The organism is Nostoc sp. WHI (assembly GCF_015714725.1).
Lineage (GTDB): Bacteria > Cyanobacteriota > Cyanobacteriia > Cyanobacteriales > Nostocaceae > Nostoc.
Genome location: NZ_WBKM01000349.1, coordinates 1 through 17,922 on the forward strand (window position 1 = coordinate 1; position 17,922 = coordinate 17,922).

At 41.7% G+C, this 17,922-nt stretch carries 20 protein-coding genes; 16 read left to right on the forward strand and 4 right to left on the reverse strand.

Annotated elements, in window-relative coordinates:
- The coding region (locus tag F8S12_RS35630) for a WD40 repeat domain-containing protein (protein WP_196514446.1) at positions 1 to 543 on the forward strand (543 nt) is incomplete at its 5' end.
- 12 nt (positions 544 to 555) lie between these two features.
- Positions 556 to 720 (forward strand): hypothetical protein, encoded by a 165-nt coding sequence (locus F8S12_RS35635; RefSeq protein WP_196514447.1) that lies wholly within the window; start codon positions 556 to 558, stop codon positions 718 to 720.
- A gap of 128 nt (positions 721 to 848) precedes the next feature.
- Here F8S12_RS35635 and ilvC read toward each other — a convergent pair whose 3' ends face one another.
- Complete coding sequence (ilvC, locus tag F8S12_RS35640) at positions 849 to 1,844, reverse strand: ketol-acid reductoisomerase (RefSeq protein ID WP_196514448.1); 996 nt, start codon at positions 1,842 to 1,844, stop codon at positions 849 to 851.
- Between the two features lie 231 nt (positions 1,845 to 2,075).
- On the opposite strand from ilvC, the gene F8S12_RS35645 reads away from it, so the two are divergent.
- The 5 genes from F8S12_RS35645 (at position 2,076) to F8S12_RS35665 (ending at position 7,535) form a co-directional block, all read left to right on the forward strand.
- A complete protein-coding gene (locus F8S12_RS35645) occupies positions 2,076 to 3,437 on the forward strand; it encodes an NAD(P)/FAD-dependent oxidoreductase (RefSeq protein ID WP_196514449.1) in 1,362 nt (453 codons plus the stop codon).
- A 145-nt stretch (positions 3,438 to 3,582) separates the two neighbouring features.
- Positions 3,583 to 4,818 (forward strand): LL-diaminopimelate aminotransferase, encoded by a 1,236-nt coding sequence (locus F8S12_RS35650; RefSeq protein ID WP_196514450.1) that lies wholly within the window; start codon positions 3,583 to 3,585, stop codon positions 4,816 to 4,818.
- A gap of 103 nt (positions 4,819 to 4,921) precedes the next feature.
- The gene (locus tag F8S12_RS35655) at positions 4,922 to 5,560 is read left to right on the forward strand and encodes a Uma2 family endonuclease (RefSeq protein WP_196514451.1); all 639 of its coding nucleotides are present in this window, start codon (positions 4,922 to 4,924) and stop codon (positions 5,558 to 5,560) included.
- A 187-nt stretch (positions 5,561 to 5,747) separates the two neighbouring features.
- Positions 5,748 to 6,689: a HEPN domain-containing protein gene (locus F8S12_RS35660; protein ID WP_196514452.1), complete on the forward strand. Its 942-nt coding sequence runs from the start codon at positions 5,748 to 5,750 to the stop codon at positions 6,687 to 6,689.
- A 162-nt stretch (positions 6,690 to 6,851) separates the two neighbouring features.
- Positions 6,852 to 7,535, forward strand: a complete 684-nt coding sequence (locus F8S12_RS35665; RefSeq protein ID WP_196514453.1) for a Uma2 family endonuclease — start codon at positions 6,852 to 6,854, stop codon at positions 7,533 to 7,535.
- A 50-nt stretch (positions 7,536 to 7,585) separates the two neighbouring features.
- On the opposite strand, the gene F8S12_RS35670 is transcribed toward F8S12_RS35665, so the two are convergent.
- Both F8S12_RS35670 and crcB read right to left on the reverse strand, forming a co-directional pair.
- Positions 7,586 to 7,882, reverse strand: a complete 297-nt coding sequence (locus F8S12_RS35670) for a hypothetical protein (protein ID WP_196514454.1) — start codon at positions 7,880 to 7,882, stop codon at positions 7,586 to 7,588.
- A gap of 75 nt (positions 7,883 to 7,957) precedes the next feature.
- On the reverse strand, positions 7,958 to 8,356 hold the full coding sequence (gene crcB, locus F8S12_RS35675; RefSeq protein ID WP_196514455.1) for a fluoride efflux transporter CrcB: 399 nt from the start codon (positions 8,354 to 8,356) through the stop codon (positions 7,958 to 7,960).
- A 269-nt stretch (positions 8,357 to 8,625) separates the two neighbouring features.
- On the opposite strand from crcB, the gene F8S12_RS35680 reads away from it, so the two are divergent.
- From F8S12_RS35680 to F8S12_RS35720, 9 genes are all read left to right on the forward strand, one after another.
- Complete coding sequence (locus F8S12_RS35680) at positions 8,626 to 9,816, forward strand: aminotransferase class V-fold PLP-dependent enzyme (protein ID WP_196514456.1); 1,191 nt, start codon at positions 8,626 to 8,628, stop codon at positions 9,814 to 9,816.
- A gap of 132 nt (positions 9,817 to 9,948) precedes the next feature.
- Entirely contained in the window at positions 9,949 to 11,031 is a 1,083-nt protein-coding gene (locus F8S12_RS35685) for a glycosyl transferase (RefSeq protein ID WP_196514483.1), read from the forward strand.
- Between the two features lie 27 nt (positions 11,032 to 11,058).
- A complete protein-coding gene (locus tag F8S12_RS35690) occupies positions 11,059 to 11,562 on the forward strand; it encodes a hypothetical protein (protein WP_196514457.1) in 504 nt (167 codons plus the stop codon).
- The gene (locus F8S12_RS35695; protein ID WP_196514458.1) at positions 11,559 to 11,783 is read left to right on the forward strand and encodes a hypothetical protein; all 225 of its coding nucleotides are present in this window, start codon (positions 11,559 to 11,561) and stop codon (positions 11,781 to 11,783) included. Before F8S12_RS35690 ends, F8S12_RS35695 begins: the two co-directional genes overlap by 4 nt.
- A gap of 43 nt (positions 11,784 to 11,826) precedes the next feature.
- Positions 11,827 to 12,240: a secondary thiamine-phosphate synthase enzyme YjbQ gene (locus F8S12_RS35700; RefSeq protein ID WP_196514459.1), complete on the forward strand. Its 414-nt coding sequence runs from the start codon at positions 11,827 to 11,829 to the stop codon at positions 12,238 to 12,240.
- Positions 12,241 to 12,710: 470 nt separating this feature from the next.
- Entirely contained in the window at positions 12,711 to 13,460 is a 750-nt protein-coding gene (locus tag F8S12_RS35705) for a hypothetical protein (protein WP_196514460.1), read from the forward strand.
- 32 nt (positions 13,461 to 13,492) lie between these two features.
- Positions 13,493 to 14,281: a Nif3-like dinuclear metal center hexameric protein gene (locus F8S12_RS35710; RefSeq protein WP_196514461.1), complete on the forward strand. Its 789-nt coding sequence runs from the start codon at positions 13,493 to 13,495 to the stop codon at positions 14,279 to 14,281.
- A gap of 261 nt (positions 14,282 to 14,542) precedes the next feature.
- Positions 14,543 to 14,755, forward strand: a complete 213-nt coding sequence (locus F8S12_RS35715) for a hypothetical protein (protein WP_196514462.1) — start codon at positions 14,543 to 14,545, stop codon at positions 14,753 to 14,755.
- A gap of 955 nt (positions 14,756 to 15,710) precedes the next feature.
- Positions 15,711 to 16,022 carry a DUF6679 family protein gene (locus F8S12_RS35720; protein WP_196514463.1) on the forward strand — a complete coding sequence of 104 codons (312 nt, stop codon included), beginning with the start codon at positions 15,711 to 15,713 and terminating at the stop codon, positions 16,020 to 16,022.
- Between the two features lie 40 nt (positions 16,023 to 16,062).
- Here the strand turns inward: F8S12_RS35720 and F8S12_RS35725 are convergent, their stop codons facing one another.
- Positions 16,063 to 17,733 carry an MBL fold metallo-hydrolase gene (locus tag F8S12_RS35725; RefSeq protein WP_196514464.1) on the reverse strand — a complete coding sequence of 557 codons (1,671 nt, stop codon included), beginning with the start codon at positions 17,731 to 17,733 and terminating at the stop codon, positions 16,063 to 16,065.
- Between the last annotated feature and the right edge of the window lie 189 nt (positions 17,734 to 17,922).

Consider the following 17,922-nt stretch of genomic DNA (forward strand, 5'->3'; position numbering starts at 1 on the left):
GGCCAAACCATTGCCTCTGCAAGTTCTGACAACACGGTGAAGTTGTGGAATCGCCAGGGGCAGGAGTTACAAACTCTCAAAGGTCATAGCTATTCGGTTTATAGCGTGGCATTTAGCCCCGACAGCCAAACCATTGCCTCTGCAAGTTTAGACAAGACGGTGAAGTTGTGGAATCGCCAGGGGCAGGAGTTACAAACGCTCAAAGGTCATAGCAATTCGGTTTATAGCGTGGCATTTAGCCCCGACGGCCAAACCATTGCCTCTGCAAGTTCTGACAACACGGTGAAGTTGTGGAATCGCCAGGGGCAGGAGTTACAAACTCTGCAAGAGTTCCATAGCTATCCGGTTTATAGCGTGGCATTTAGCCCCGACGGCCAAACCATTGCCTTTGCAAGTTCTGACAAGACGGTGAAGTTGTGGAATCTCAATTTGGATGATTTAATGGTTAAGGGTTGTGCTTGGGTGCGCGATTATTTGCAAAATAACCCCAATGTGAGCAAGAGCGATCGCCATTTATGTGATGATATTGGCACACGCAGGTGATACCATTTTGCATTGGGAATCGCTTTGGTTGATAATAGTGCGATCGCAACTGTATTCTCTGCTAAACACAACCAACAAGCAAAGCTTTATAACAAAAATCGCAATGTTAGTGATAAAAATCGTGATTTTGTTGACGAAAGCTTAGATATTTACGTGCGATCGCCTGTATTATTTTAAATGATGATGTTTTACTGAAGAGTTTGATGGTGCGATCGGTCATTATCGAAGCGTGCCCACAGTAAAATTTGTGGGCGCGCTGATTAGTCCATATAGCCGCGACTTTAGTCTTTGGCTCCTCATTCTAATTAAGCCTTTTTCAACCAGCTAAACATAGCGCGTAAATCTTTACCAACTTCCTCAATTTTGTGTTCAGCTTCTTTGCGACGCAAGGCGGTAAATCCGGGTTTACCAGCTTGGTTTTCCAGAACAAATTCCCGTGCAAATTGTCCAGATTGAATTTCGCTGAGAATCTTCTGCATTTCAGCTTTAGTTTGTTCAGTGACAATCCTTGGGCCACGGGTATAATCGCCGTATTCAGCAGTATTAGAAATACTGTCGCGCATTTTAGCTAAACCGCCTTCTACCACCAAGTCAACAATCAGCTTGACTTCATGGAGACATTCAAAATAAGCCAATTCTGGTTGATAACCAGCTTCTACCAAAGTTTCAAATCCGGCTTTGATTAAAGCACTCAAACCACCACATAATACTGCTTGTTCGCCAAATAAATCTGTTTCGGTTTCTTCGCGGAAAGTCGTTTCAAGAATCCCGGCGCGGCTACCACCGATACCTTTAGCATAAGCCATCGCGCGATCGCGTGCCTGACCACTAGCATCTTGATAAACTGCAAATAGCGCTGGTACACCTTCCCCCTGTTCAAAAGTCCGCCGCACTAAATGCCCCGGCCCTTTTGGTGCTACCATCACCACATCTACGTTAGCAGGTGGTACAACTTGCCCAAAGTGAATATTAAATCCGTGGGCAAAAGCTAACACATTTCCTTCTTGTAGATTTGGTTCAATCTCGTTTTTGTAAATCGTTTTTTGGACTTCATCAGGTAGCAAAATCATGATCAAGTCAGCAGCATTGGCAGCATCTGCAACATTTTTCACAGTTAACCCAGATGCTTCAGCTTTTGCTACTGACTTACTACCCGGATATAGTCCCACAATCACATTCAAACCACTATCTTTTAAATTGAGAGCATGGGCATGACCTTGAGAACCATAGCCGATGATGGCAATAGTTTTTCCAGCCAAAAGGTCTAAATTGGCATCTTCGTCATAATACATCCGGGCCATAGAAGCATCTCCTGTCAGCAAGCATCGTCATTAATTTGCAGACTTTCGATTGTACCCCAAATTGAGTAACTAAAAATCAACATTGGGCATTGGGCATTGCCCCCTTATCCCCAACCCTCCGTTCCCTCGTGGTTACAGATGTAAAAAGCTATACAGAACCAATGACGACAATTTTGATATAAAATTTGTAAAGAATAGTTACAGCACTCCTTACCCAGGGAAATATTTCTTATGGTAAATTCACTTGACAATAATCCACCCCATCAAGTAGTTATTGTTGGCGGTGGTTTTGGTGGACTTTATGCTGCAAAAACACTCGCGAAGGCGGCGGTAAACGTTACTCTAATCGATAAACGCAACTTTCATCTATTTCAACCTCTCTTATACCAAGTTGCCACAGGTACCCTATCTCCTGCTGATATTTCCTCACCCTTGCGTTCCATACTGAGTAAGAGCAAGAATACAAAAGTGCTGCTAGGAGAGGTGAATAATATTGATCCACAAGCACAAAAAGTGCTTGTAGGTGACGAAGCAATACCTTACGATACGTTAATTGTTGCTACAGGCGCCAAGCATTCTTATTTTGGTAAAGACAGCTGGGAAGAATTCGCCCCAGGCTTGAAAACCGTAGAAGATGCCATAGGAATGCGTCGTCGAATCTTTACGGCGTTTGAAGCCGCAGAAAAAGAAACTGATCCAGAAAAACGCCGTGCTTGGTTAACTTTTGTAATTGTTGGTGGTGGCCCTACTGGTGTAGAATTGGCAGGCGCGATCGCAGAATTGGCAAACCAAACTCTCAAAGAAGATTTCCGCAACATCGACACATCGGAAGCCAATATTTTGTTATTAGAAGGTTTGGATCGGATTCTGCCACCCTTTGCATCAGAGTTATCACAAGAAGCAGAAGTATCTCTGACGCGGTTGGGGGTGATTGTCCAAACAAAAACATTGGTAACGAATATTGAGAACGATATTGTTACCCTCAAACAAGGCGATGAAGTGAAAGAAATTGCCTCAAAAACCGTATTATGGGCAGCAGGTGTGAAAGCTTCAGCAATGGGAAAAGTGCTAGCAGAACACACAGGTGCCGAATGCGATCGCGCTGGACGGATTATCGTTGAATCTGACTTGAGTATTAAGGGACATCCCAATATTTTTGTAATTGGCGACTTAGCAAATTTTTCTCATCAAAATAGTAAACCACTACCTGGTGTTGCACCTGTAGCAACCCAACAAGGAGAATATGTAGCAAAACTAGTCCAAAAGCGGCTTGCAGGTAACAGTTTACCACCCTTTTCTTATGTTGATCGCGGTAGTTTAGCGATGATTGGGCATAATTCTGCCGTGGTAGATTTGGGCTTTATCAAGCTTAAAGGTTTCTTTGCATGGCTGTTTTGGCTGTTGATTCACGTTTACTTTTTAATTGAATTTGACAACAAATTAATAGTGACAATTCAGTGGGCATGGAACTATTTCAGCCGTAATCGTGGAGCAAGATTGATTACAGGTCAAGAATCACTCACGCCGTTCGGAATTGGCGATGGTAAAGGTTATTACACATCAGCGAGTAATAAACAGCCGATAAATGTCTAGTTGATTATGGGGCATTGGGCAATTCAATTTTGGATTTTGGATTAAATTTCAATCTAAAATCCAAAATCTAAAATCTAAAATTCTTACTCCCCGCCCTTATAAATTAGCAGTAAGCTATTTTAGGGCGTTTTTCATAATTTACATAATGGCAACTATTAACGACAACTACCTGAAGCTGAAAGCGGGTTATCTGTTTCCAGAAATTGCTCGTCGGGTGAATGTCTTTGCACAAGCGAATCCTGATGCTAAAATTATCCGACTGGGCATTGGCGATGTTACCGAACCTCTGCCGGAGGCTTGCCGCACAGCGATGATTAAAGCTGTAGAGGAAATGGGCGATCGCAACACCTTCAAAGGCTACGGCCCAGAGCAAGGTTATGCTTGGTTACGAGAAAAAATTGCTACTCAAGATTTCCAAGGGCGGGGAGCTGCGATCGATGCCTCAGAAATCTTTATCTCCGACGGTTCCAAGTGCGACAGTGGCAACATTTTGGAGATTTTTGGTCATGACAATATAATTGCCGTTACTGACCCCGTTTATCCCGTATATGTAGATACGAATGTAATGGTGGGAAATACGGGGAATGCCAACGAGAAAGGCGAATTTGAGGGTTTAGTCTATTTGCCAATTACGGCTGACAACAATTTCACCGCAGAGATTCCCTCAAAGAAAGTTGATTTAATTTATCTTTGCTTCCCCAATAATCCCACTGGCGCAACTGCTACGAAGGAATATCTCAAGACATGGGTGGACTATGCCAAAGCGAATAACTCGATTATTTTCTTTGATGCAGCCTACGAAGCCTACATTACCGATCCGTCGATTCCCCACTCAATTTATGAAATTGAAGGTGCAAGGGAAGTTGCGATCGAATTTCGTTCTTTCTCCAAAAATGCAGGTTTTACGGGAACTCGCTGTGCATTAACTGTTGTACCAAAAACACTCACAGGAAAAGCTGCCGATGGTTCCGATGTGGAACTATGGAAACTGTGGAATCGCCGCCAGTCCACCAAATTTAATGGCGTGTCCTACATCGTCCAACGGGGAGCCGAAGCAGTTTACTCTGAAGAAGGACAGGCACAAATTAAGGGATTGGTTAGTTTCTATCTAGAAAACGCCAAAATTATCCGCGAGAAACTCACAGCCGCCGGATTAGCGGTGTATGGTGGCGTGAATGCACCTTATGTCTGGGTGAAAACGCCTAATGGTTTATCAAGTTGGGAATTCTTTGATAAGTTATTGCAAACTGTTAACGTTGTGGGAACACCCGGTTCTGGCTTTGGTGCTGCGGGTGAAGGTTTCTTCCGCATTTCGGCGTTTAACAGTCGGGAGAATGTCGAAGAGGCGATGAAGCGGATTGCTGAGAAATTTCAGGTGTAAAGCGATCGCTTTTAGCCGCTTTTGTTAAACTCAATCTATTAATCTAAAGGTTACGGTGGGCTGTATTATCCACCGCAACCTGATAATTATTTATATTTTAGTTATGACTGCTGCCATCCCCGTTTTCAAAGCTGTTAGCCAGATGCAGTTAGCACCTGGTAGCACCGTGACCATTCCAGATGTTAGCTGGGAAGAATTTGAATCTATTTTAAAAGAATTGGGAGAAAAAAGAACTACACGAATTGCCTATAGCCTGGGTACTTTAGAAATTATGGCTCCCTTACCAGAACATGAAATACCTAAAGATTTAATTTCTGATATTGTCAAAATATTGCTGAAGGCTAAAGATATTAGATATCAACCTTTTGGTTCCACCACCTTTAAACGGCAAGGTGTAGCAGGAGTTGAACCTGATGCTTGCTTTTATATTCAGAATTATCAACGGATGATTGGTCATCGCCGTTTACAACCTGATGATCCGCCGCCAGATTTAGCGATTGAAACTGATGTCACATCGACAACTACTCTTGATGCTTATGAAGCGATTGGAGTCTCAGAACTATGGGTTTACGATCGCGGGAGCCTTTCTATTTATTTGCTGAAAGATGGGAAGTACATAAAATCTAATACCAATCCTAATTTTGAAGATATAGCTATTACTCAAATTATACCGGCTGCTGTGGAACGTAGTTGGCAAGTCGGAAGTTTTCAAGCTTTGAAAGAATTGGAAGCAATGATTTAGTAAATAAAAATAAGCAGTATAAGGTGCGATCGCATTTCGGGAAATGGTGAGAGAAATGGCGAGTTAAACAGTTCAGCAAATTACGGAAAACTTTAAGGTGTAGGTTTGTTGGGCATCAGTTTTGGTATCTTAACGGTTATAGTTAAAGTTACCTAACTAGCAATACTTAGAGGAGTAAGATTAGTAAATGCCAAGTAATCATTTACCAAAAACAAGATACGAAATAGCAGACAAACCTAAACTTAGACCCTATGGCTCAAAGGTTGATATTATTCTTGGTGATACCCATCAGTTTGGTTTTGATGGAGAAAGTTGTCTCATTTTGGGCAATGATCTGATTGTTCGTCTGATTCCTCGCCAAAATAAAAAGTTTGAATTTCAGAAATTTACAGCCTATTTAGAAGGTTTTGCTACTGCTAGCGAAGCAGAGGAGGCTGGTTTAAAGTTTGCAATGTCAGTTTTGTGGGCAGCAGTCTCATTAAAATGTCCACTGCGGTTAGAATATCACACTCCACTGCCATGTGTAGTATATGATCGGACTCTACACGAAGGGATGCTGATGGGGATAGAATTTCGTGGTATGTCAACTAGTGGAGCAAACCTAGTTGTTGAAGTAGTGGAGCAAACTTTCACTTCTAATATCCCAATTAATAATAAACGGCTGCTCGTCTCAATGGAGCTTTTTGCCGCAGCTCGTTTAGAGGCGACAGAACGTGCAAGATTTGTTGGTCTTGTATCAGCACTTGAGCCATTAGCTGAACAGAAAAAATTTGAATACCCAGATTTAAAAAAAATTGTAAAAGATACCTTAAATAAGGTGCAAGATTCACTGGATTTACCTGATGATATAAAGCGATCGCTCGAAGGGAGTATCAGTAATCTAACGCGTGAATCTGTCTCACACGCTATTAAACGTCTTTTTATAACTCATTTAACTGAGGACAAAATGGCATTAAAAATTCTGGACGAAGCTTATGCAATCCGCAGCAAGATTCTACATGAAGGGGCTTTCTATCCAGATTTACGCGATAAAAGTTATAAAATTGAAGACGTTATACGCCGTCTCTACTCTGCCATAGTCGGATACGAACTTCGTGACCCAGCAATCACATATACAAATAATGATTAGCCTTGAGATGAGCAGTTAAATTAAAGGTTCGATTTTACAGGGTAGATAAAATGCGATCGCACTCATTTAATCTTCAAAGATGGCACTGATCTATCTGAGGTGCGAGTTAAAATGAGTGGAATATCTCAAAGAACTGAATATTTATAGCTAAAGGAGAAAACTATGACTTCTGCGATCGCTTCTGACACGCCTTTGGCAAAATCATTACCTACAAACATAACTATACTTCAAGGCATTCACTGGGATACCTATCAGAATTTAGTGCGAGACTTGGAGTCACAACCAGGAACGCGACTGACTTATGATGATGGAACTTTGGAGATTATGATGCCGCTACCACCACACGAACGTTATAAACGATTATTGGGTCGTTTTGTTGAAGCTACTACGGAAGAGTTAGGAATTGAAATTTGCAGTTTAGGTTCTACAACTTGGACACGAGAAGATTTACGAAAGGGTTTAGAGCCAGATGAGTGTTATTACATTCAAAATGAGTTAGCTGTGCGCGGTAAGGATGCGATTAATTTGACAATTGATCCACCCCCAGATTTGGCGATTGAGGTTGATAGTACCACCAGTTCGATGAATCGGATGGGTATTTATGCGGCGTTGGGTGTGCCAGAGGTGTGGCGTTTTGATCGTGAGATTTTGACAATTTGCAGTTTGGTTAATGATGACTATCAACCCCGTGAGGTGTCGTTAGTATTGCCTATGTTTGATGCTGCTGTGCTGATGAAGTTTTTGGAGTTAAGTTTAACGATGGGGGAAACGAGCTTAATTCGTCATCTGCGTCAATGGGTAAGGGAACAGTTAGCAAAATCATCAACAGTAGTAGAGGAAAATTAATGAGTATTTTAGTTGAGCAGGTTTTAACCGAGTCTGTTGTGCGATCGCCTTCATCTTCTGCTTGCCAAGTTAGCGTTTTGGGTAAGTTTGGCAGAATGACTTTCTGGCTCTGAATACATAGCAAATAATTCACTAAAAACCTCTTCCCCATTAATTTCTCCACTACTAACAAATCGTTCTACCTCAACCGAACCATCCTCAAAAAATTCCACTTCCCATCGCTCTCCAGCCACAGCTACATTCACCATAATGGTTTCATCCCGATGATGGGCTAGAGTGTAACTAATTCTCTCTTGTTCCAATTGATTTAGAAAGATAACTAATTTGCCAAATCCATGATTCTTCATTTGTCAAACCTCTTATCACTTAATAACTTACGAATAACTTTAAAACTTGCTTAAATCAGTATCTCTCTCATTTCTCTACCTCCATAATCTGGCAAGAAGTACCCCTAACTGAACACTGATAATTCCGAAGATGGCGCTGCCAGCCCAGTAGAGAGTTGTTGTTAACAAAGTGCTATTACGTAATAAGGAGATAGTATCTAAACCGTAGGTAGAGAAAGTTGTATATGCTCCTAAAAATCCTGTTGTTATTAATAACCGCATTTCTGGGGAAATAATTGCCACCTTCTCTACAGCCAGGGTAGCGAAAAATCCCATTGCTAAACAACCGCTAAGATTAATAAAAAAAGTACCATAAGGAAAACTGCTGCCGAAGCGTTGGGCAAACCACAATGTCAGATAGTAGCGACTTAAAGCACCTGCGATCGCACCCAAACTAATAGCGATCGCATTGCGAATGTCTTCTTGTTGTAGCATATTCAATTTTTTGTCTAATCATCTCCTTGTGTGATTTAACTTGGTCAAGTGTTAACAAGTCAAGTAATGTCTAATAACAAGCGGCTACGTATTATAATATAAGAGTGCAGTTTTCATCCAACACTAAACTTTGCAACTTACGAGATGAAATTTGGCAGCGAGGGCTTAAATTAATCTCATCACTATTTTTAGCGTTGTTCATACCGCAAAGTACGAATACCTCTGATATTAATTAATAGCTTGCAAACAACAGATATCCCTTGTAAATTATGACTAGTATTTCTGCATCACCAATCAAGCTGCATCGGCATCGAGAGCAATTTCCCGCTTTAGCAAATAAGACTTATTTTAACTACGGCGGACAAGGCCCGATGCCCCAAAAAGCAATGGATGCGATCGCCCAAACTCAAGCTCATGTTCAGCATATTGGCCCCTTTGGCAATGAGGCGTATGGCTGGATAGCACCCCAGACTCAAGCCGCAAGAGAAGCGATCGCTTCGGAGTTACACGCACCAAGTCAAACAATTACCCTCACCCAAAATGTCACTGTTGGCTGTAATATCGCCATGTGGGGCATTGAATGGCGTGCTGGCGACCATATATTGCTTTCAGACTGCGAACATCCAGGCGTGATTGCTACATCGCAGGAAATCGCGCGGAGATTCGCTGTAGAAGTTACTACCTGTCCCTTAAAGGCAACCTTAAATGAGGGCGATCCCGTAAAAATTATTGTCCAACATTTGCGCCCTAATACCCGTCTTGTGATATTGAGTCATGTTTTCTGGAATACGGGTCAAGTTTTACCTCTTGATAAAATTGCCGAAGTATGCAGAAATAATCATTCTTTACTATTGATAGATGCTGCCCAATCTGCTGGTTTGTTGCCTTTAAACTTAACTGAATTGGGAGTAGATTTTTATGCTTTCACTGGTCACAAATGGTTATGTGGCCCTGCGGGTGCGGGTGGTTTGTATGTGCGACCAGAAGCACGAGAAAGCCTGAAACCAACATTTATTGGCTTGAATGGCATTGTTGTAGATAGTCAATCTCAACCTGTGGATTGGCTTCCAGATGGGCGACGATACGAAGTGTCTACATTAGCTTATCCATTGTATGTTGGGTTACGGGAAGCGATCGCCATCCATCAGCAATGGGGAACGTCACAAGAACGTTACGAGCAAATTTGCCATAACAGTCATTACCTCTGGCGACAGTTAGCGGCGTTACCCGATGTTAAATGTTTGCGAACTTCCCCACCTGAAAGCGGTATAGTTTCTTTTCAACTTACAAATAATCAGCCCCAAGCTAATCTCAAATTGGTGCAATTTTTAGACTCACAAAGAATATTAACTCGCACAATTGCCGATCCTAGCTGTATACGCGCCACCGTCCATTACTTTACTTTAGAATCGGAAATTGACCAATTAGTTGAGACGATTCAAAGCTTTTGCAAAACTTAGTTAAAAATTAGGAGTTATAACTTATCAGTGTGGAAATGATGATTTTAACTCCTAACTCTGCCAATTTTAGATTTTTCTTCAATCTAAAATCTAAAATCCAAAATCCAAAATTGAATGACTCCTAACTTGAAAATGGAACGCCCAATTTTATATTTAGCCATAACTAATCACGGCTTTGGTCATGCAGCGCGCACGGCTTCTGTAGCTGCGACAATTCAAAAGTTATGTCCAGAAGTTCTGCTAATTCTAGCGACTACTGCCCCACGCTGGTTACTAGAGTGTTATCTAGAAGGCGATTTTATCTATCGTCCCCGTGCATTTGATTTGGGTGTGGTGCAAACTGATAGTCTGACAATGGATAAAGTAGCGACTTTAGAAAAGTTGCTCGATATTAAGAAGCATCAAAATTCGCTGATTGCTTCAGAAGTCAATTTTATCCGCCAAAATCGCGTTAATCTCATCTTGGCAGATATTCCTTTCCTAGCTTCTGGATTTGCCAAAGCTGCAAATGTTCCCTGCTGGATGATGAGTAACTTTGGCTGGGACTTGATCTACCGAGATTGGGGAGGTGAATTTATAGCAGTTGCCGATTGGATTAGTGATTGGTATTCAAAGTGCGATCGCTTGTTTCGTCTACCATTCCATGAACCGATGCAAGCTTTTAATAATATCACAGATGTCGGATTAACAGGCGGTTCCCCCCGTTACTCTGCTGATGATTTACGTTCTCTTTGGGGAATAACTGCACCAGTTGAAAAAACTATTTTATTGACCTTTGGCGGCTTGGGTTTACAGCAAATTCCCTATGATAACCTGCGGCAATTTCCAGATTGGCAATTTATCGTTTTTGATCAATCTGCCCCTGATTTACCTAATTTAATGAAAATTAGCGATCGCAAATACCGCCCTGTAGATTTTATGCCTATTTGTGGGCGAGTTGTTTCTAAACCTGGTTACGGCACTTTTGCTGAAGCCACACTATTGGGAGTGCCTATTGTTACGATCCCGCGTGATGATTTTGCCGAAGCAACTTTTATACTAGAAGGCATAACTAATTATAACCAGCATCAAATCATCACCCCATCTGAGTTTTTTCAAGGGACTTGGGATTTTCTGCGTGAGTTACCTCAACCACCGAAGCAATATGAACTAATTGCTAAAAATGGTAATGAAGCGATCGCTCATGCCGTTATTAAATATTTACAGTCAAATTAAAGTTATTCAAAACAACATAAATTAATCATGGAAAGTCCAACAATAGACAAAGAAACGTTGGAATTAGCCTCCCAAGATGTGCGTCGAGTGATTGAAAGACAAAAAGAAGAACGGCAAATTTTAATCACTCAGATGAACATCCTATTTGTCACAAACACTGCATTATTAAGTTTTTTAACAATCTCTAGACTGATTACGATATTTAGTCTTTTCAGTGCGTTAGAGATATTGTTAGTTCTCGTCAATTTTATGCTACTAATACGGGCTTTATTACCACGCAAATTTTTTGTCAGCCCCAACCTAGAAACTGACGATTTTCAGAATAAATATTTGAAGTTCTCACCTCACGAATACCAGTCACAGATGTTAGTTAACTTGAGAGAGACTTATAATGAGAACCAGAAGCAAGTAGAGGATATTTCTCAATCCTTGAGATTGAGATACGCTACTTTTGTGACTGCCGGAATCGCCTTTGTTGCCTTGTTACATCAAGTAACAGTTTATTTCATTCCTGAATTACAAAAACTATGAATACCAACCAAGACGATACAAAATCTTCTAAAAATAGTTTACAACTGCCAGAGCCAGATCGGGCTAACATTACAGCTTTATCTCACAATCTGCCTAGCACACCTATTATCCCCGATTTCCTAAAAGAATCTGTAAATGCGGTGTTAAGCCTCTTTAAGAGAAGACATACTCAGTCTAGTAATCAATCAACGGCGGAACAACAACCAAATCAAGCAGATTGAATTGCTTATTAGCTTTTACTTTCATCAATAATTACTGTTTCAAATGAGTCACTACCAAAAGTTACTAAAAATTTCCACCACTGCCAAATCTTTTTACAACATTACTGCGAAAATTGAAGCCACAGTTGCAGAGTCGGGAGTTGAAACTGGTCTTTGTACTCTATTTTTGCGCCACACTTCAGCCAGTTTAGTAATCCAAGAAAATGCCGATCCTGATGTCCTTGTAGATTTAGCTAACTTTATGGCAAAACTCGTGCCAGAATCGGGAAAATACATTCACAATGCAGAAGGCGCCGATGATATGCCGGCACATATTCGTACCGTACTCACCCAAACTTCTGAGCATATCCCCATTAATCGAGGTCATTTGGTGCTGGGAACTTGGCAAGGAATTTATATTTGGGAACACCGCCAGCACAGTCATTTAAGAGAATTGGTTGTCCATATTTCTGGATAGATAGTTCTCAGTTTTCATTTATTTAAAGTATAGTTTTGTAGGGTTTAAATACCCTGTTTCTATTGCGTATCCTATGTGTATAATATTGTTAAATGAGCGGTAATATGCTTTTAAGTATGATGCTTAGGCGTAGCCAGGCGTAGGCATTGCTGACTGAGAAATTGTGTTTACGACTTTAGACTTCTTGCAAATTTGCGCCTTTGCGTGAGATAAAAAATTATTTATGCAAGAGGTCTTTTGATTTTGGCAAAGCTTTAAGCACTATTACTTATTGACAAATGGTTGATGATGATTTCGTCGTGATAACTTTCCTATGAAAATCATTGATCCGAAATTAATCAGATAGACACTGAATAATTTGTTTAAATTTGTAAATTAAAAAGTTAAGTTTATTTGTCATTGTTTAATCATCTAGTTAATTAAATCTAAACTAATATTTGGTGTAAGCTGTCTGGGCTATTTCAATTACTATGAAGCAAAAACTGACACCAACTCATGCTTTCCAATTTATTGATGTAATTCTTGCCCGGCAGTCTGTTAATCTGTTGTCACTTAATCCCCAAAAGAAATTAATTACCAGTTTTGCAGAATTGGGAAATTTGATTACTCAACAAAACACCGAAATTAAACTCATCATAGCCCTTCAGGAAACTCTCGAATCCATAGTGTATACTCAGTTGCAAAATTTCCCAGAAAATATCTTCTGGGATTTTGATTTTCTTGTAAGTAGTATGCTTAGGCAGGCTTTAGTAGCAGATCAGGGCGCTATTCCTTTTTTAAAAGTTTTTAGTGAAAAGATGGTTTCTCTGATAGAGATGTTCGGAAATAAAACGGAAATGCGCTTCCGTTATGCTCACGATTTTATGTATGGATTTGAGTGGGCAAGATGGGTACAAAAAGAGCCACAAAATCGCGCACATATAGAGCCTTTTAGTCTAGTTTTTTTGGATTATTTGCTCGTCAAAGGTAAAGAACTTTTACAACGTATTAGTCAGGATCATATTACATCTTATAAACTGTGTGACACAGGTTATCGTAACCCCTTCACCTTTTCCCGTGAACCAGAAGATGAATATCGTCTGCTAACTTATCTTGCTGAAGAACAACTTATACCAGTGGCAGTGTGGGAGTGGAATGCCTGCCCTGTATGGAACAAACCTTTCCAGGAAATGCGCCAGCAATTAGCATTAAAATTAAATATTCAACCACAGAAACACTGATTGGCAATTTTTAATTGCTGAAGAAAATAATTATGAAAATTGCTGATTTAATTACTTGGTTTGAAGCATGGGCAAATCCTGCTTGGTGTGAAAGCTGGGATAATTGTGGCTGGCAGATTGAGCCAGGAGTTTTGCAGAAAAAAGCACGGATTCTGGTGTGTTTAACACCAACTTTAGCGGTAATGCACGAAGCGATCGCTCTTAATGCTAATCTGATTTTTGCCCATCATCCCTTAATTTTTACTCCTCCCAAATCTTTACGCAGTGGTGAAGCGATCGCAGAAATGGTACGGTTAGCCTTTACCCACAATATTGGTATTTACAGCGCCCACACGAATTTTGATCAAGTGCAGGATGGTACTGCTGACGTTTTGGCTCAGATTTTGGAACTCAAAGAAGTTACTCCCATAGTACCCACACAAGGAGGATTAGGATATGGTCGTGTTGGTTTGCTAGAGCCATTTCTGACACTACAGGAGTTACTTACAACTATTCAAACCCGACTTGCTCCCCCTAAATTGATTTCCTCCCCAACTGCTGATTTACAGCAAACAATTTCACGAGTTGCTGTTTTGGGTGGTTCGGGGGCTAGTTACATTTCATCTGTATCCAAAACTGGCGCTCAAGCTTATCTGACTTCTGACTGTAAGTTTCATCAGTTTCAAGAAAGCCGCGATTGCAATCTAATTTTAATCGACGCCGGACATTATGCTACCGAACGCCCGGCGTGCGATCGCTTGGTGCAAAAATTCCAGTCCTTAAACCTAGACTGGGTGCAGTTGAGTCAAAAGGATGAAGATTTCCGCCAGTTTTTTGCTTGATTGCGTGTGGTTGACTATATTTTTGAAGCTTGTCTAAAGATTTTTTTATATTTTAATATTGTTACTGGAAATTTTTGTACCAACTTATATCCGTATATCAGTGATATATGTATCTAAAATTTTTAAATCTAGCCATCTTGTGACGGAAATCACTAATTAGTTGTAACTATAATCACATGCTTTTAATGTTCCATATCAACTAGCAGCAGAAGAAAATGTTTCACACTAGATGTAACAATTGCTCACTCTGCCCTAATCAACATGATTCGTACACTCGTTGAATCTGCTTTCCAAACTGGATATCTTAGTGTTGAATCTGAGGGTTTGCTCCATCAAGTGCTCACCACTAAATGCTATCAGTCAGAAGACTTACCAGCGATCGCATCTCTATACAATGCAGTTCGCTCAGGTCAAATTAAACGAGAAGCATCCGCGTCGAATGTGCTCATGGAATTTACCCTACCGGATAAATAGTGCTGATACTTCAACAGAAGCAGGAGAGCAGAAGGGCACAAGGGAACTTGGTGTAAGTCTTTCTAATCCCTACTCCCTTACTTTTTCCTTACAAGATTTACGCACTGAAAACCTGAAAGTTTTATCTCGCCTAGTCTCCCTTAAAAAGCTACGGTGTACATACAAGTGGAAGTAAACTACTTTACGGTGTACACATAAGTCCAAAAAAGCTCGATTTCCCATTGCTCTCTCGTTGCCATGCAGAGCATGGGAATGGCCGATTAGGGGCTACTGCCTCCAGTCAGACATGTGAGCCAGAGACTCAATGAATGCATTCCCAGGCGGAGCCGGGGAACGAGGAAAGCCTTATTAAGCTAGGTTTTTAGGGCTTGTGTGACACCGTAGCCTTAAAAGCCCCCTTTTTAAACAGATTGGGGAATCTATTTTGCGTAAGTCCTACCCTAGTCCTGATCACGTAAAAACCCTAAAAACTCAAAACTCTTTGGGGGTTGTTGTTGAAAACCATGAAGGTCAGCAAGAGAATGAGTTAAGATCAAACACAATAGGGGTAAAAATAAAGCCGAGTCCGCGGACTTCCCAGTAATGCCAATTACTATAAGTAGGCAACTTAAACAACCGCAATCAACGCTTGTGTGGGAGTATTCTTTATTACTTTATATAATAGTAAGAAGGACTCACCAGCAAATACTAACCTTATTAGGACAAATTTCGGATTGTTTGACTTCTATGAAGCAGACATTTCCGAGAATGAGCCTGAGGGAGATTGAGTTGATTGGTACAGGTTGATAACCCAAGATTACGCTAGATTCTGACAACTACAAGCAAGTCTTGCGATTAGTCAGGAGACGTACTTGTTCTGAACCGTGAAATTAACCTCCTAAGGGTGTAATGTAAAGGGGTAGAACCGAGATTTTGATAGGTTTAACTACATTGTTTAAAAAGGCAGAAACAATACATGCTACACCGCAAGATTTATCAATTGTGTTGCGATGGGCGCGAGGTATGTGTTTTCTTGCGGGACCAGCAACGCTGGATTGAACGCGCCCGCATCATCGATATCGAGGGAGATTTAGTGACCCTACGCTATGAAACAGAAGAAGAGGACGAAGTTTGTTCTTGGGAAGAAATGGTTCGCCTTGAGAGCATTGGTGCTGTAACGCAAAAATTGGCTTCAGTACCACGCGGTAACGTGGAACCTCTAATGACTGAAGACTGTCCTGAAGCTGAACGCATCCGCAACCATTACACTGACTCAAATCCTGAATAATCACTACTGAGTGCTGATTAATAAATACCTAACTCAGTACTCAGGACTCAGGGCTAGACAAACCTTCAAAGGCAGGACAGTAACCTTCTAGAGTTACCTTAAAGTTATACAACGGGGAAGCTGGGTTCCAACACCTCTGCCCCCTTTGATGTCGGCAAGTACCGCAACAGTCTACATCTGTCCATGTATAGCGATCGCTGTTTTGGTTGAGCAATTCTCGTTGAGACAATCCCCGTAATACTAGTTCTTCCCCTTGCCAACGAGCTTCGACTAAACCAGTATCGGCAAACTGCCGCCAACGCGGATCAGCAGTAATCACATCAGGTAGGGTGATAGTGATTACTGTTCCTAACTCTGTAAGTTCACCTTCGTAGTTAGTCTCTGGTGCTGCCGGCTGTAAAAATGTATCGCCGATGGGCAGTTCTACTAAGGTGTCAGCCGCCGGCGAATGCACATGGTAACGGTTTTGTAACTCCTCTAAGCTAGTTAGGTCTGCCAAGTAGGCAGGAGAACCGTGAACAAAAATTACGTGTTGGGGCCGCAAATTATGAATTAGCTGCGTAGTGCCAGGGCCATCACTATGTTGAGCTAGAAGATAGGTTTCGACAGTTGTGGGTGTTAAATATTCTTTGTTAACTTTTATATCAATTTTTTCTGGCAGGAGGATCAGCCAGGGGCCAGTGTCTAATTGGCAATATTCACCCAAATCAGATGTAGAGTCGGTAAGGACGATACAAGGCGACTTGCCCACAGTGGCACGATGTTCTGGCTGTAAACGACGCACGCGGGGACGTACCCGTTCATCCCAAAACAAAGGTTGATGGCGGGCGAAGTTCTGGACGGATGGGGGGAGGTGGGGTAGTAGTTCTAGGTAGGCATCGCACCCAGTGGCAACAGCAGCATCTACCCAAATATCTAAATCTCGTCCGGTGAAGTGGTGATGAGAGCGTAAGAGCATTAATAGTTCTTGACCCAATCCTAAAGCCGGAGTGGGAAAGATTACAGAACAATGGTCAGCGATCGCCCGATTAATTCGCTCTGCTAGTTGATTTTCTTGGTTGCGGCGATGGGGATGACGGGATGTGCCATAACTGCCTTCAATGATCAGCACATCTAAGTCTAAGCCCCGCAGTTCCTCTAAACGCAAACCTTCTACCAACCGGGAGTTTGATAGGAAAAAGTCGCCTGTATATAGTAGCTTGTAAGTACGCTGCTGGGTAGTGTAAGTAAGCAGAATTGCTACTGCTCCTGGTAAATGCCCGGCGGGAAATAATTCTGCTATTAGACCCTCTTGGATTTCCACAGGCGATCGCAACGGCAAGGCATGACAAAATTGGGAAATTTCCTCAGCGTTTTGGTCTAGCCAATTCAGTGGCAGTAACTTGGTGGTCACCTCACTGCCATAAACAGGTAACTTTGGGAAAGCTTTATGCAGTGCCAGTAAGCCTCTGGCGTGATCTGGGTGGGCGTGACTAACCAAAACTAAATCTGCCGGTAAAGGCGAACTAGTTCCATGTACCGATTTAGTAAGCCCCTTCGCCAGGGATGAAATATCCTCCATACCACAGTCCAACAGGATGCGGTGTGGCCCCATCTTCACCAATAAACACACGCCCTCGTTGTCATGCTGGACACTATAGGGCAAACATTCTAATTCACTACCCGCTTCCGCAGCATCTACGCGAGAGGATACCGACAGATTATCCCTCATGCTCTCCTCCCCTCAAACCTGATCATCATGGACATATCCCAAAAGCCAAAAGTTACACAAATTTTGGTTTTGTGACTTAGGGGTAAGTTTTGTTGTGCGCCCCTACACCCTGAGAATACAGATTTTTGATTGGGGAGGACGCTTGCACCGAACTTGCACTGGTTCGGAAAGGTGGGCTAACCAAAAGCC